This window comes from Pseudofrankia asymbiotica, assembly GCF_001983105.1.
Classification (GTDB): domain Bacteria; phylum Actinomycetota; class Actinomycetes; order Frankiales; family Frankiaceae; genus Pseudofrankia; species Pseudofrankia asymbiotica.
On sequence record NZ_MOMC01000021.1, the window covers coordinates 18,026 to 30,982 of the forward strand.

General features: G+C 73.9%; 14 protein-coding genes. 8 read left to right on the forward strand and 6 right to left on the reverse strand.

Annotation, left to right across the window (positions count from 1 at the left end; all coding sequences use genetic code 11):
- Nucleotides 1–90: 90 nt before the first annotated feature.
- Complete coding sequence (locus BL253_RS11410) at nt 91–585, reverse strand: glutathione peroxidase (RefSeq protein WP_076816219.1); 495 nt, start codon at nt 583–585, stop codon at nt 91–93.
- Between the two features lie 409 nt (nt 586–994).
- Between BL253_RS11410 and BL253_RS11415 the strand changes: the two genes are divergently transcribed.
- Nucleotides 995–2,389 carry a lysylphosphatidylglycerol synthase transmembrane domain-containing protein gene (locus tag BL253_RS11415; RefSeq protein ID WP_076816221.1) on the forward strand — a complete coding sequence of 465 codons (1,395 nt, stop codon included), beginning with the start codon at nt 995–997 and terminating at the stop codon, nt 2,387–2,389.
- Here BL253_RS11415 and BL253_RS11420 read toward each other — a convergent pair.
- Together BL253_RS11420 and BL253_RS11425 are read right to left on the reverse strand one after the other, a co-directional pair.
- Nucleotides 2,349–3,116, reverse strand: a complete 768-nt coding sequence (locus BL253_RS11420; protein ID WP_076816222.1) for a histidine phosphatase family protein — start codon at nt 3,114–3,116, stop codon at nt 2,349–2,351. The two genes, BL253_RS11415 and BL253_RS11420, sit on opposite strands and share 41 nt — an antisense overlap.
- 19 nt (nt 3,117–3,135) lie before the next feature.
- Nucleotides 3,136–3,492 carry a DUF3618 domain-containing protein gene (locus BL253_RS11425; RefSeq protein WP_076816224.1) on the reverse strand — a complete coding sequence of 119 codons (357 nt, stop codon included), beginning with the start codon at nt 3,490–3,492 and terminating at the stop codon, nt 3,136–3,138.
- 580 nt (nt 3,493–4,072) lie between these two features.
- Here BL253_RS11425 and BL253_RS11430 point away from each other — a divergent pair.
- From BL253_RS11430 to BL253_RS11445, 4 genes are all read left to right on the forward strand, one after another.
- Nucleotides 4,073–4,849 carry an SCO family protein gene (locus BL253_RS11430; RefSeq protein WP_081438232.1) on the forward strand — a complete coding sequence of 259 codons (777 nt, stop codon included), beginning with the start codon at nt 4,073–4,075 and terminating at the stop codon, nt 4,847–4,849.
- On the forward strand, nt 4,846–5,688 hold the full coding sequence (locus BL253_RS43660; protein WP_081438233.1) for a MauE/DoxX family redox-associated membrane protein: 843 nt from the start codon (nt 4,846–4,848) through the stop codon (nt 5,686–5,688). The genes BL253_RS11430 and BL253_RS43660 overlap by 4 nt, the downstream gene beginning before the upstream one ends.
- A complete protein-coding gene (locus BL253_RS11440; RefSeq protein WP_076816225.1) occupies nt 5,685–6,518 on the forward strand; it encodes a DsbA family protein in 834 nt (277 codons plus the stop codon). Before BL253_RS43660 ends, BL253_RS11440 begins: the two co-directional genes overlap by 4 nt.
- 345 nt (nt 6,519–6,863) lie before the next feature.
- Nucleotides 6,864–7,634, forward strand: coding sequence for a dienelactone hydrolase family protein (locus BL253_RS11445; RefSeq protein WP_076816227.1), 771 nt, complete (start codon nt 6,864–6,866; stop codon nt 7,632–7,634).
- A gap of 47 nt (nt 7,635–7,681) precedes the next feature.
- Here the strand turns inward: BL253_RS11445 and bcp are convergent, their stop codons facing one another.
- Nucleotides 7,682–8,173, reverse strand: coding sequence for a thioredoxin-dependent thiol peroxidase (bcp, locus tag BL253_RS11450; RefSeq protein WP_076816229.1), 492 nt, complete (start codon nt 8,171–8,173; stop codon nt 7,682–7,684).
- A 231-nt stretch (nt 8,174–8,404) separates the two neighbouring features.
- Here bcp and BL253_RS11455 point away from each other — a divergent pair, with 231 nt between their 5' ends.
- Complete coding sequence (locus tag BL253_RS11455; protein WP_076816231.1) at nt 8,405–8,920, forward strand: DinB family protein; 516 nt, start codon at nt 8,405–8,407, stop codon at nt 8,918–8,920.
- A gap of 42 nt (nt 8,921–8,962) precedes the next feature.
- Here the strand turns inward: BL253_RS11455 and BL253_RS11460 are convergent, their stop codons facing one another.
- Nucleotides 8,963–9,475: a mycothiol transferase gene (locus tag BL253_RS11460; RefSeq protein WP_076816233.1), complete on the reverse strand. Its 513-nt coding sequence runs from the start codon at nt 9,473–9,475 to the stop codon at nt 8,963–8,965.
- Nucleotides 9,476–9,627: 152 nt separating this feature from the next.
- Here BL253_RS11460 and BL253_RS11465 point away from each other — a divergent pair, with 152 nt between their 5' ends.
- Nucleotides 9,628–10,464: an NAD-dependent epimerase/dehydratase family protein gene (locus BL253_RS11465; protein WP_076816234.1), complete on the forward strand. Its 837-nt coding sequence runs from the start codon at nt 9,628–9,630 to the stop codon at nt 10,462–10,464.
- On the opposite strand, the gene BL253_RS11470 is transcribed toward BL253_RS11465, so the two are convergent.
- Nucleotides 10,446–10,991 (reverse strand): lytic transglycosylase domain-containing protein, encoded by a 546-nt coding sequence (locus BL253_RS11470; protein WP_076816236.1) that lies wholly within the window; start codon nt 10,989–10,991, stop codon nt 10,446–10,448. The genes BL253_RS11465 and BL253_RS11470 overlap by 19 nt on opposite strands.
- A gap of 174 nt (nt 10,992–11,165) precedes the next feature.
- On the opposite strand from BL253_RS11470, the gene BL253_RS11475 reads away from it, so the two are divergent.
- Nucleotides 11,166–12,914 carry a helix-turn-helix domain-containing protein gene (locus BL253_RS11475; protein WP_420801646.1) on the forward strand — a complete coding sequence of 583 codons (1,749 nt, stop codon included), beginning with the start codon at nt 11,166–11,168 and terminating at the stop codon, nt 12,912–12,914.
- The last annotated feature ends 43 nt before the right edge of the window (nt 12,915–12,957 follow it).

Genomic DNA, 12,957 nt, shown 5'->3' on the forward strand with positions numbered 1-12,957 from the left:
CCCGCCCGGCGGTTGGACGGCTCAGAGCTTCTGGAGGCAGAGGCCTCCGGAGATCCGAAGGAAGGGCGTTCTCGCGCCTCCTTCGACCCTCTAGGCCGCCAGGGCCTTCTCGATGGTGGCTCGCAGCTCCGGGTCGCCCGGTTCGACGCCCGGGCGGAACCTGGCGAGCACCGTCCCGTCGGCACCGACCACGAACTTCTCGAAGTTCCAGGTGATGTCGCCCGCGTTGCCCTCGGCGTCCGCGGCCCGGGTCAGCACGTCGTAGACGGGGTGACGTCCCGGGCCGTTCACCTCGATCTTCGACGCCAGCGGGAAGGTCACCCCGTAGCTCGTCGAGCAGAACTGAGCGAWCTCCTCGGAGGTGCCGGGCTCCTGGCCCATGAACTGGTTGCACGGGAAGCCGAGCACGGTGAACCCCCGCTCAGCCAGTTCCTCGTGCAGCGCCTCAAGCCCGGCGTATTGAGGTGTAAGTCCACAGCGACTGGCAACGTTGACCACGAGCGCGACACGACCGTCGGCGAGCGCCCCGAACGTGGTGTCCTCGCCGCCGAGAGTGCTTACCGTCAGGTCGAGTAGTTCAGCCATGGCTGRCTCCTTCCGTCAGAGCCCACACTGCCGTGGCGGCCCCGTCACCCGAAAGCCTCCCCGGCCCCCGGGGGCTAATGTCACAGTAGGTCATGACCGCCCGACATCGTCCGATGCCGTTCACACCGACACTTCTCCAGTCCGACCACAGTCGGACACCCGCCGAGAGGGTGACCGGTCGCATAGCGCCCACACAATGACGCTGCATCGGCCGAGGTGACCGGCAATTCGGACACGCCAGTGCTCGCCAACGAGGGCGAACCCGCGCGGCGGCGGCAGGAATAGCCGAGCGCGCACGGCCGTGCGCACAATGAGACGGGCGGAGCTGGCCGGAACCGGGTAGTAACCGGACCGACTTCGCCTACCGTTACCTGGCCGAGGGGAGCCCGTCATCGAGACTCCGGCGCTGATGGCAGAGGGACAGACCGGGGAGACGGCGCGTCCAGCGCCACCGGCGGGGCCGCCAGCGACCAGCCATAGACCGCGCGAGGACACCGGCCGGTCGTCCAGGCGGTCGCGTGCCGCGCGCGGCGCCCGACCGGCGCGCGCGGCGTTCTCCGGCCAGCTCACCGTCCGTCTGCTCCCCCGGCAGCACGCGTTCGCGGCGCCCTCCGGGCCGGCCGCCATTCCGGTGTTCCACGGCTTCCCGGCGATACCGATGCTCAGCGGCGCGCCCTCCCGGCCGGTCCTGGCTGTCGCGGGCACGTTGGGCGGTCCCGCGGTGGCCGGGGCGGGCGCGGGTGGCACGGCGGTCCTACCGATGCCCCGGCGGCTCACCGCGCCGAAGGGCGCCCGGGCGCGCGTCCTGGACGCGTGCGACGTCGATCTCTCCGCGCGGCTGCGGCCCGCGCTGCGCATGCCGCGACGGCGCACGCTGGTCCTGGGCGTGATCCTCGGCGTGCCGCTGGCCCTGCTCGCCTTCCGGTTCCGAGCCGACGTGCAGAAGCAGCTGGCCGATGTACCGACGCCCAACTGGCCCTGGCTCCTGCTGTGCGGGTTCGGCGCGGTGCTCTACTACGTCACGAACGGCGTCGCGCTGCGGGCCGGCAGCGGACTGCCTCTGGGCGTCCGGGTCTCGACCGCGGTCCAGTGCGCCGCGGCCGCCGCGAACCGGATCATTCCGGCCGGGCTCGGGGCGATCGCCGTCAACCTGCGTTTTCTGGAACGCCGCGGGCTCGCCCGCTCGGCGGGCCTCGCCACGATCGCGTCGCTCCGGGTGGTCTGCGGCCTGGTCCACCTGGCCGCGCTCGCGCTCGTCGCGGGGCTGCTGGGCGACTCGCGGATCACCGCCTCGCTGACCGGGCCCCTGCGTGACACCCTCGCCAGCGTCGGGATCGGCCCGACGTGCATCGTCATCGCGGCGGTCCTCTCGGCGCTGGGACTGCTGCTCGCCCGCCGCGGGGTGCGCGACCGGCTGCGCGCGCCGGCCGCGACGTTCCTCGCGCATCTGCGGGGACTCACCCACTCCCCCGGCAGGACCGCGATGCTGACCACCTCGCTCGCGGGTACGAAGGTCGCGCAGGTGATCGCGCTCACCGCCAGCACGCGGGCGTTCGGCGGCCAGGTCTCCGTGCTCTCGGTGGCCGCGGTCTACCTGGTCGGCTCGGCGGTCGCCGGCGCGGCGCCGACGGCCGGCAATGTCGGCGCGATCGAGCCGGCGCTCGCCATCGGCCTCACCGCGGCCGGCGGCCCGGCCGCCGCGATGGTGGCCGCCGTACTGGTCTACCGGCTGATCGGCTACTGGCTGCCGGTGATTCCCGGCGTCATCGCGCTGACGGCGCTACGGCGGCGGGGAGACCTGTAAGGCCGGAGTCGGGGCCAGCCGCGGCGACCGGCTGGTCGGGGGCCGGGCGTTGGTTCAGCCCACCGAGCGCCCTGGTCTCCCGTTCGTGCGCGAGGACGGAGATGCTCGCCGGTTCCACCAGGAACGACGCGCCGCGCGCCGGGTCGAGGCCCAACCAGCGCGCGATCAGCATCCGCGAGAAGTGGCCGTGGCCGACAAGCGCGACGTCGCCATCGCGCAGCAGCGGCAGAACGCGGTCCAGCACGGCGTCGGCGCGCGCCGCCACGGCCTCGGCGCTCTCGCCCCCCGGCACCTGACCGCTCCAGATCGTCCAGCCCGGCTGGTTCTCGCGGATCTGGGGCGTGGTCAGGCCTTCCAGATCGCCATAGTCCCATTCGGCGAGCTCCGGCCAGATCTCTCTGGCCGCGACGCGCGGACCGCGCGGGGCCCGGCCGTCCGCCTCGCCCGCACCTGGCGCCCCGGTCACCAGCGGGGCCCCGGGTGACGGGAAGCGCAGACCGGCGAGGTCCGCGGTGTGGACCGCGCGCGAGCGTGGGCTGGTCGCGACCAGGACGAAGTGACGGTCGCGCAGCACGCCGCGCAGCGATGCCGCCCGCCGTTCACCCTCTCGGGTGAGGGCGATATCGGTTCGCCCGGTGTGCCGACCGGATCGGCTCCACTCGGTCTCGCCGTGGCGGATCAGCAGGATACGGCCGGGCGGCACGTGGCCGTGGGGGTCCAGGCTCATCGGGACTGCCTGCCCGGCCTCATCCGCGACGATGCCTGCGGCGCCGCGTGGTGCGCACCACCAGCAGCGTGGTCGCGCCGACCGCGAGCGCCACCCGGCCCCACCGCACCGTGCGCCCGCCAGGTGCCTGCCCCGGGACGCCCGGAGCACCGGAGACGGCCGGCCGCACCGCGGGGCCATCGGCGGCGAGCTCGATCGGCTCCTCGCTGTGGCCGGCCCGGGCCCGCAACTCGGCGACCTTCGCCCGTACCTGCTCGCCCGCGCGTTCGGCGACGCGGCGAGGGCTGACGATGTCGGCGATCGCGTCGATGGTCTCCGCCAGCTCCGCGCGGGTCTCGTCGATCTGGCGCTGAATGATCGCTGGGTCCTGCGGCACCGATCTGACCTCTCGTCTCCCACGGCCGACGGCCACGGGCACCGCGACCGGTACTCGCCCCGACCGCCGCCGCGACCGGCGGCTCATCGCGAACCCGCCCGTCACGGTCACGCCCAGCTACTACCGGTTCCCACAGCCCGTGGCCTACCGTCGGTCTACGGCCGACGGATCCACTGCTCAGAGTGCCAGACGCGCTGGCACCTGACGAGCCCAAACACTCGTTAGGACCAATCAGGGCCATCGGAGCCGAGAAGGACGCGGGCCGCGGGCGGGGACCTCGGCGGAACCTCGAACCGGCCGTGGACCGGCCGTGGACCGGCCGTGGACCGGCCGTGGACCGGCCGGCGGACCGGCGCACGGCGGGGTTTCTACGGCGGTACGCCCATATACGTCCTGGCGACCCGCCCCGTTCTCCGGAAACGCTGGGCCGCCATCCTTCGTTTACGGTTACGGCTGGCCACGCCCTCACGGCGCCGCGCCGGCATGAACCGAGACCTACCGCAGGCAGCAGCGCGCGCCGGCGCGTGTCAACACCCGACGATGCCGCCCACGCCTGCTCGTGCTCTCAGCGTGGAGGATCATGGTCGTCACCTCGCCGGCACCCGCCGACGACACTCGCCGCGCCCGGGCGCGGCGCGCGGGACGCGAGGCCACCTCCGCATCCGGCCGGGAAGAGCCGCGCGGGGTCCACAGGCGCGGGCCCTCGGCCGGGACGCCGGTCGCCCTGCTGACGCTGGCGGCGCTGCTCGCGGGCGCGACGGCCTGCGCGGACCGTACCCCCGGAATGCGCGCCGCGGCGGTCGGCGACCGCCGCTCGGACGGCCTGCACGGGATCAGCCCGGTGACCCCCACGCCGAAACCGGCCCTGAACCTGACCGGGACCGACGGGCTCCCCTTCGACCTGCGCGCCAGGACCGCCGGCCTGGTGACGCTGCTGTACTTCGGCTACACCCACTGCCCTGACGTGTGCCCGGCGACGACGGCCGACCTCGCGCAGGCGATGGGCGAGCTCGACCCGGCGGTGCGAGCGCGGATCCGCGTCGTGTTCGTCAGCGTCGACCCGGCGCGCGACACACCGGCCGTGCTGGTCGCCTGGCTGCACCACTTCGACCCAGGCTTCGGCTTCTACGGCCTGACCGGCCCGTTCGCCGAGGTACGGGCCGCGGCTCGGGCGCTGGATGTCGACGTGGAACAACCTCGTACGGGGGCGGACGGCGTGATCGAGCAGAACCAGAACGCCGAGGTGCTGGCGTTCGGCCGCGACGGCCGGCTCGCCCTGCGCTACCCGCCGGGCACCCAGATCACCGACTACATTCACGATCTTCCGGTCCTGGCCGACCAGGGGGCGACGCGATGACCCACACCTCCCCACGCGCGGGCGCGGCGGACCAGACGGCCGGACGGCCCTTCGGCACGCGAGCCTGGGTCCGCGCGGTCTCCACCGCGCTGCGGCTGGCGCTCGCGGTGCTGTGGCTGGCGGCGGGAGCACTCAAGATCGGCGACGCGRCCGGGATGGTCCGCTCGGTGCGCGCGTTCCGGATCCTGCCGGAGAGCCTCGTCCACCCGGTCGCCTACGCCGTGCCGTTCGTCGAGATCGCGCTCGGCGTGCTTCTCCTGCTCGGCCTCGCCGTGCGCGCCTGCGCGCTGCTGTCCTCCCTGATGCTCGCCGCGTATATCGCGGCGATCGCCTCCGCCGCGGCTCGTGGCCTGCGCATCGAATGCGGTTGTTTCTCCTCGGGTGGTGACCTCGCGAAGGGCGCGCCAACCCACTACACATCGGAGCTTGTCCGCGACAGCCTGCTTCTGGTCGCCAGCGGGCTACTCGTGCGCTGGCCGGGCGGCTATCTCGCCTTGGACCGCCTGCTGGACGCGCCGGGCGCCGGGCGCCGGCGCCCGGACACGGCCGAGTACGAGGACGAGTACGACGGCGACGGCGACGGCGACGGCGACGGCGACGGCGACGGCGACGGCGACGAGTACACGGACGAGGACGGGGTCCGGGACAAGCACGACCAGGCCTGGGACGACGGCGACGCGGCGGGAGGCGACTGGCGCGGCCGGGTGGGCGACGGCCGTGACACCGAGGGCTGGGACGGCTCCGGCCGGCACCTCGCGGAGGGGCGGGCCGGGTCCGCTGAGCCGCGAGGGACCCGACGCGGAGATGGGGCGGGACGACGGATGGGGCGCGACCGATGAGCAAGGGCACGGAAAGCGGGCCGGGCGACCGGGAGGGGCAGGGCGCCCCGACCGGCGGCCGGCCACCGCGCGCCGGCGGCCCGGCCGGGCGGGGCAACGGCCAGCAGGGGCGGGACCCGCGCACCGCTGCGCGCCAGCAGCGGGCCGCCGCGGCCCGCGAGGCGGCCGAGGCGCGGGAGCGGCGGCGCCGCAGGATGATCGTGCTCGCGTCGGTGGTCGGCGTGATCATCATCGCCGCCGTCGTCGGGATCCTCGTCCAGAACTCCCGGCAGGACTCCAAGCCCGTCGTGATCCCGGCGAACGCGACCGGGCCGGACAACGGGATCGTCGTCGGCAAGGCGAACGCCCCGGTCACGGTCGAGTTCTACGAGGACTTCCAGTGCCCGGTGTGCGAGCAGTTCGAGACCACGACCGGGCCGACCGTCCAGTCGCTCATCGACGACGGCAAGATCAAGGCCGTCTACCACATGATGTCGTTCATCGGGCCCGACTCGGTGCGCGCCGCGAACGCGGGCGCCGCGGCGGCGCAGGCCGGCAAGTTCAAGGAGTTCCACAACCTGCTCTACGCCAACCAGGGCACGACGGAGAACTCCGGCGCCTTCACGAACGACAAGCTGATCGAGCTCGGCTCGCAGGTCGGGCTCACGTCGCCCGAGTTCATCGAAGCGGTGCGCTCCGGCACGTATGACGGCTATGTCGCCAAGGTCGAGGACAACGCGTCCAAGCGTGGCGTGACGGGCACGCCCACCGTCAAGATCAACGGTAAGACACTCACCAACGAGCAGCTCACCCCCGACGCCTTCAAGGCAGCCGTCAGCGCCGCGGGCTGACGCCGGGGTCGAGTGAGGGCGAGCGTGCCGCCGGCCGGCCGCGCGCTCGCCCTCATTACAGGACGGGCGCCCGGAGCGCGTGCAGGGCAGGTGAGAGATGCTGTCCTATGGCCGCGCCGGCCGCCGGCGGTGCCGTGCCCCGACGAGCCAGCACTCGGAGGAGTACCAGCTGGAGAGGGCTCCCGCTGGCCGAGACCGAGCCAGGATCGCGCTGGTCGGGGGGTAGCCGCCCGTCGCCCGGCCGCCGGCCGCGACCAGGCAGGTTCTTCCGGCCCAGCCGCCGCGAGCGCGGGTGTCCACTCCGTGCGCCCGCGGCGACGACCACGAGGACTCCAGGGAGTCAGCATGACCGTGTCCAAGCTCGACGTGCGCACCGACGACGGTGTCATGGACGTCTACCTGCACCTCCCGCCGGGCCACGAGGCCGACGGCGGCGAGCCACTGCCGACGGTGATCATGTATCCGGACGCCTTCGGCGTGCGGCCGGTGACGCAGGACATGGCCGACCGGCTCGCGGCGCTCGGMTACGCCGTCGCGCTGCCGAACATCTTCTACCGCACCCCGGACGCCGGCCCGTTCGACGCGGCGACAACCTTCTCAGACCCCGAGGCCAGGGCTCGCCTGTTCGACGTCATGCAGAAGGCGAACGCCACCGCGGTGATGGGAGACACCGGCGCGCTGCTGACGGCCCTGGACGACGTGCCGGCCGCCAGGAGCGACAAGGTCGGCACGACCGGCTACTGCATGGGCGGCCGGCTCGCGTTCGCCGCGGCCGGCACGCACCCGGACCGCGTCGCCGCCGCCGCGTCGTTCCACGGCGGTCGGCTCGCCGTCGAGGACGACCCCGAAAGCCCGCACAGGCACGCCGGCGAGGTGCGTGCCCGGCTGTACTTCGGCGTCGCCGACAACGACAGCTCCTGCACCCCCGAGGATCAGGTCCGCCTCGCGGGGGCGCTCGACGAGGCCAAGGTCGAGTACCGGATGGAGGTCTACACCGGCGCGGCGCACGGCTTCGCGGTCAAGGACTTCCCCGTGTACGACGAGGCCGCGGCCGAGCGCCACTGGGACCGCACCGCGGAGCTGTTCGACGCGACCCTCAAGGCCCCGGCCGCCTGAGGGCGTCGCGGGGGGCGCGCGGGGGCGCCCCCCGTAGGCCGCGGCCCTCAGACCGCGGCGAGGCCGAGGTCGCGGATCAGCTTGGCGACGTGGCCGGTCGCCTTGACGTTGTACAGCGCCTTCTCGATCTTCCCGTCGGCGTCGACGACGAACGTCGAGCGGATCACGCCGACGGTCTTCTTCCCGTACAGCGTCTTCTCGCCGTACGCGCCGTACGCGCCGAGCACGGCCCGGTCCGGGTCGGACAGCAGCGGGAACGTCAGGCCCTCGTTGTCGCGGAACCTGACCAGCTTCGCCGGCTTGTCCGGAGAGATCCCGAGCACGTCGAGGCCCGCGTCGTTCAGCTGCGCCAGGCTGTCCCTGAAGTCGCAGGCCTGCTTCGTGCAGCCCGGAGTACTCGCGGCCGGGTAGAAGTAGATGATCACCCGCCGGCCGCGGAAGGACGCCAGCGACACCTGCTCGCCGTCGGCGTCGGCGAGCGTGAAGTCGGGAGCCGGGTCGCCGACGGTGAGCCGGGCACTGCCCGAGTTCTCGGTCATGGCCGCAACCTAGCCCCGCCCCACCGAACCCGGCAAACCGCCACCCGTGGCCTGCCGGCACTGCCCGGCACCACCGGGCCCTCGCTCCGGGCGGGCGCCCGGGCACGGCGCCCGGGCACCGACGCCCGGGCACCGACGCGCGAGGCGCGAGGCGCGAGGCGCGAGGCGCGAGGCGCGAGGCGCAAGGCGCGAAGCGCCGAACCTGTCGGAGGCGGGCGCGATGATGCCGGTATGACGTGGACCGCACCAAAAGTCACCCGGATGGACGAGCCGGCCGCCGGCGGCGAGCGTGAGCAGCTCGAGGCCTGGCTCGATTACCACCGGCAGACGCTGCTGCTCAAGTGCGCCGGCCTGACCGTCGAGCAGCTGCGGGAGCGTGCCGTTCCGCCGTCGACACTGTCGTTGCTGGGCCTGGTGCGGCATCTGGCCGAGGTGGAGCGCAGCTGGTTCCGCGTCCGGTTCGCCGGTGAGGGCCTGCCGTCCTACTGGATCACGGACGACAACCAGGACGCGGAGTTCGACGACGTCGACACCGCCGACCCCCAGGAGGCCTTCGACGCGTTCGAGAAGGAGGTCGCGGGGGCCCGCTCGGCCGCGGCCGGCCGGTCGCTGGACGACGCGTTCGTCCACCGCGGCGACACCCTCACCCTACGCTGGGTCTACTTCCACATGATCGAGGAGTACGCCCGCCACAACGGCCACGCCGACCTCCTGCGCGAACGCATCGACGGCGCCACCGGCGATTGACAACGGGGGGCACGTGGCGTGCGGGCGGGTGAGGCGGCGACCTCAGGTGGCGAGGAGGAGACCGCGGATGAGGGCGGCCTGGCCTGCGTGCTGGAGATCATCGGCGATGACACTGACCAGGCGGACGCCGAGCGTCACCGGCGGGTCCCAGCCGGCGTCGACGACCCGGTCCAGGTCGGGGTCGGTGAGCGGGGCGACGAAACGCAGGGTCGCGTCGTGGACCGCGTCGTAGTAGTCCGTGAGCAGGGCCGGGTCCCCGACCCGGACGCCGTCGACCTGGGCCGAGGTGTGCCCGTAGCCGTGGGACTCCGGTGGGAGCGGCAGGCCGAACCGGCCGTACCAGCCCGCCGACGTCCATACCTGCTCGGTACCGGCGACGTCGGCGACGTGGTCGTCCTGCACCCGGGCCAGGTGCCAGACCAGCCAGGTGATGGAGTTCGCCCGCCCGTCGAGCCGGTGGTTGAGCTGCTCGGCGGACAGCCCATCCACCGCGCCGTGAACGACCTCCCGGACCCGCCCGAAGCCGTCCACGAGCAGATCAGCGCTGCTGGCCATCGCGAGCCTCTCCGCCGCCGGGACCCTCTTGCCTAGCGTCCCAGGCCGCCGCCGCGACGGCCACCGTTCGGCGCCATCGGCCATCGGCCTCGGCCCAGCCGCGAGGCGTGGGCCGGCGCTCTCCGCGCACCGGGCCGGATCACACTGGGACGATGGCTACCGAACGCGTGTTGGTGACCGGCGCGGCCGGGCGGATCGGGACGATGCTGCGGCCGCGCCTGGCGAAACCGGGCCGGGTCCTGCGCCTGCTCGACGTCGCGCCCCTCGAACCAGCCGGCCAGGACGAGGAGGCCGTCGTCGCCTCGATCACCGACCTCTCGGCCCTGGAGGAGGCCTGCGCCGGTATCGACGCGGTCGTTCACCTCGCTGGGCGGTCCGGCGAGTCGACCTGGGACGAGATCAGCGCCCTCAACATCAACGGCACGTACAACGTCCTCGAGGCGGCGCGCCGTCAGGGGGTACGCCGGGTCGTGTTCGCGTCGAGCAACCACGCCGTCGGCTTCCACCCGCGCGACGGCGACGAGGCGCCGGACTACCTCTTCCCCGCGCCGGACACGTACTACGGCGTCAGCAAGGCGGCCGGCGAGGCCCTTGGCGCGCTCTACCACCACCGCTACGGCCTCGACGTCGTCTGCCTTCGCATCCTGACCTGCGCCGAGCGGCCCACCGATCCGCGCGCCCTGGCCACCTGGCTCTCGCCCGGCGACGCCGCCCGTCTCGTCGAGGCCAGCCTGACCGCGCCAAGCCCCGGCTTCCGCGTCGCCTGGGGCGTCTCCGACAACACCCGGGGCTGGTTCTCCCAGCGGGAGGCCCGCGCACTCGGCTATGAGCCCAGTGACGACGCCGAGGCCTACGCCGCCGAGCTGACGGCCCAGTTCGGCGAGCCCGACCTCGCCCTGGCGGACCACGCCTTCGTGGGCGGCCCGTTCACCACATCCGTCTACGACGCCGACCGTCAGATCGCCGACCGTCAGATCTCGGAGGCGTAGGTCTCCGCCCAGGAATTGATCTTCGCGATGTAGGACCTGGTCTCGGCGAAGTCGGGAACGCCGCCGGCCGTGCGGACGGCGGTGGGGCCCGCGTTGTACGCGGCGAGCACCAGGGAGATCTGGTCGCCCGGCAGGTCGCCGACGAGCTCCGAGAGATGTTGTTCGTAGTGCGCGGCGGACGGGATCGCGTCGAGTGGGTTGAGCGGGTCCGCGACACCGTCGCCGTCACCGTCGAGGCCGAACTCGGCCCATGTCCGCGGCAGGAACTGCATCATGCCGACCGCGCCGGCGCGCGAGATCACCGACGAGTCGAACCGGCTTTCCACCCGGGCCTGCGCGGCGAGCTGGGCGGCCGACAGCAGGCCGTAGTTGGCCGCGGCCTCCCGGAAGACAGGCACCAGGTCGGCCGGGATCAGGCCCTCGGTCTTCATCGGCAGCATCTGTGAGCACCCGCCGAGCAGGCCGGTGAGCGCGCCGACAAGGCCCGCCACGAAAACCGTGGCACGAGGCGGTCTGGGTCGGGGCATCGGCTCATTGTGGCCGTGCGCCCGMCGTCGTGTCCGGCATCTCCGCCCAGCCGGTCGCCGGTCGGATTTCACGACACGGCCGGGGGCGGTTTCCGGCACCGCGCCGGGACCCGCCCGCGAGTCCCGCTCGCCGCCGTGACCTGGCGTGCGAACGCCGGCGAGCTCCCGTGATGCATGCTGGTCGCCGTGACTCCGCCATCGGCCGAACCCGTATCCGCGCACGGCCGAACCTCCCCGATCGGCTCCCAGACCTCCCCGATCGGCTCCGCCGATCGGGGAGGGACCCCGGATCCGGCGGGGACCCCGGCGGTCGGGCAGGCCGGCCCGCCGGCCGGCCCGGCGAGGCCTGGGCGGACAGGTGTGCCGGCGCAGRCGACGCCAGAGCCAGGCGAGGCGAGGCGCACGCCCGGGCAGGACGGGCCCGATCCGGGCCTAGACGGCACCACCGCTCCCGAACCGGCGCCGCCCGCGTCCCCCCTGGCACCGACCGCCCGGACCGGCGACACCGGACCGGACCGGACCGGAGGCGGGCGCGCCGAGGCCGACGCCGGGACGAACGACGCGGTCATCCGGCGCATCGAACGGGCCAGCGGGCTGCTGGCGAACAAGGCCGTCGCCAGGATGTCCGAGCTGCTGCCCTGGTACCCGGGGATGTCGGCCCGGCACCGCGCCGACATCCAGCTCGTGGTGCAGGCGGGCATCGCCTCGTTCGTCGAGTGGTGCCGGCGCCCCGAGCATGCCCGCGACCTGTCGAGCGACGTGTTCCGGGTGGCGCCGCGCGAGCTGGTCCGGGCGGTCACCTTCCGCCGGCTCGTCGACCTGGTCCGGGTGGCCGTCGAGACGATCGAGGCCGAGGTCCCGAACATCGTCGAGCCGGAGCACGAGCAGCGGGTGCTGGCCGACGTGCTGCGCTACTCCCGTGACATCGCCTTCGCCGGGGCGGTCGTCTACGCCCGGGTCGCCGAGGAGCGCGGCGCCTGGGACGCCCGGCTGGAGGCGCTCGTCGTCGACCACGTCGTGCGCGGCGACCAGGACAGGGCGCTGTCGTCGCGGGCGGCGGCGGTCGGCTGGCGCAATCCGCCCGCGGTGACCGTCGTCGTCGGCGCCGCGCCGCCGCAGGCGCCGGAGGCCGTCGTCGACGAGGTACACCGGCTGGCCCGCTCGGCGGGTCTCGAGGTGTTGACCGGCGTGCACAACCAGCGGCTCATCATGATCGTCGGCGGGCGCTTCCGGCTTGACGAGACCGGTACCGACGCGGCGCCAGCCGGGACGGCCGGCACGGTCGCGGACCCGCCCGCGTCCTCCGCCGCCGCGCCCGCCACCGACGCGTCCAGGGCCGCGCGGGGCGAGGAGGGCGGGGTACCCCGCGAGGCCGCGGCCCGCGCCGTCGCGGCGGCGACCGGTGACCCGAACCGGCCCGGCCGCCCCCGTCGCGATCGCGGCGCCACGAGTGGCGTCGACTCGGCGGTGGAGGCCGCCCGGGTGCTGATGCCGGCCTGCGGGCCCGGTCCGGTGGTGGTCGGCCCGGTCGCCGCGGACCTGGCCGGCGCCGCCGAGTCCGCGCGGGCCGCGGTCGCCGCGGTCGACGTCGTCGCCGCCTGGCCGGCCGCGCCGCGGCCGGTGACCGCGCGGGCGCTGCTGCCGGAGCGGGCGCTCGCCGGCGATAAGCGGGCCCGACGGGCTCTCATCGACGAGATCTACATACCGCTGCGCGACGCCGGCGCGCCGCTGCTGGAGACCGCGGGCACCTACCTCGACTTCGGCGCCTCTCTGGAGGCCACCGCCAGGGCCCTGTATCTCCACCCCAACACCGTGCGTTACCGCCTGCGAAAGGCGTCGGAGGTGTGCGGCCTCGACACGGCCGACCACCGCCAACGGTTCATGCTGCACATAGCGCTCCTCCTCGGCCGCCTCGAGGGATAGCTCCCGACGAGCCTGGAAAGCGTCCTCGCCGCCAATCTGGCAC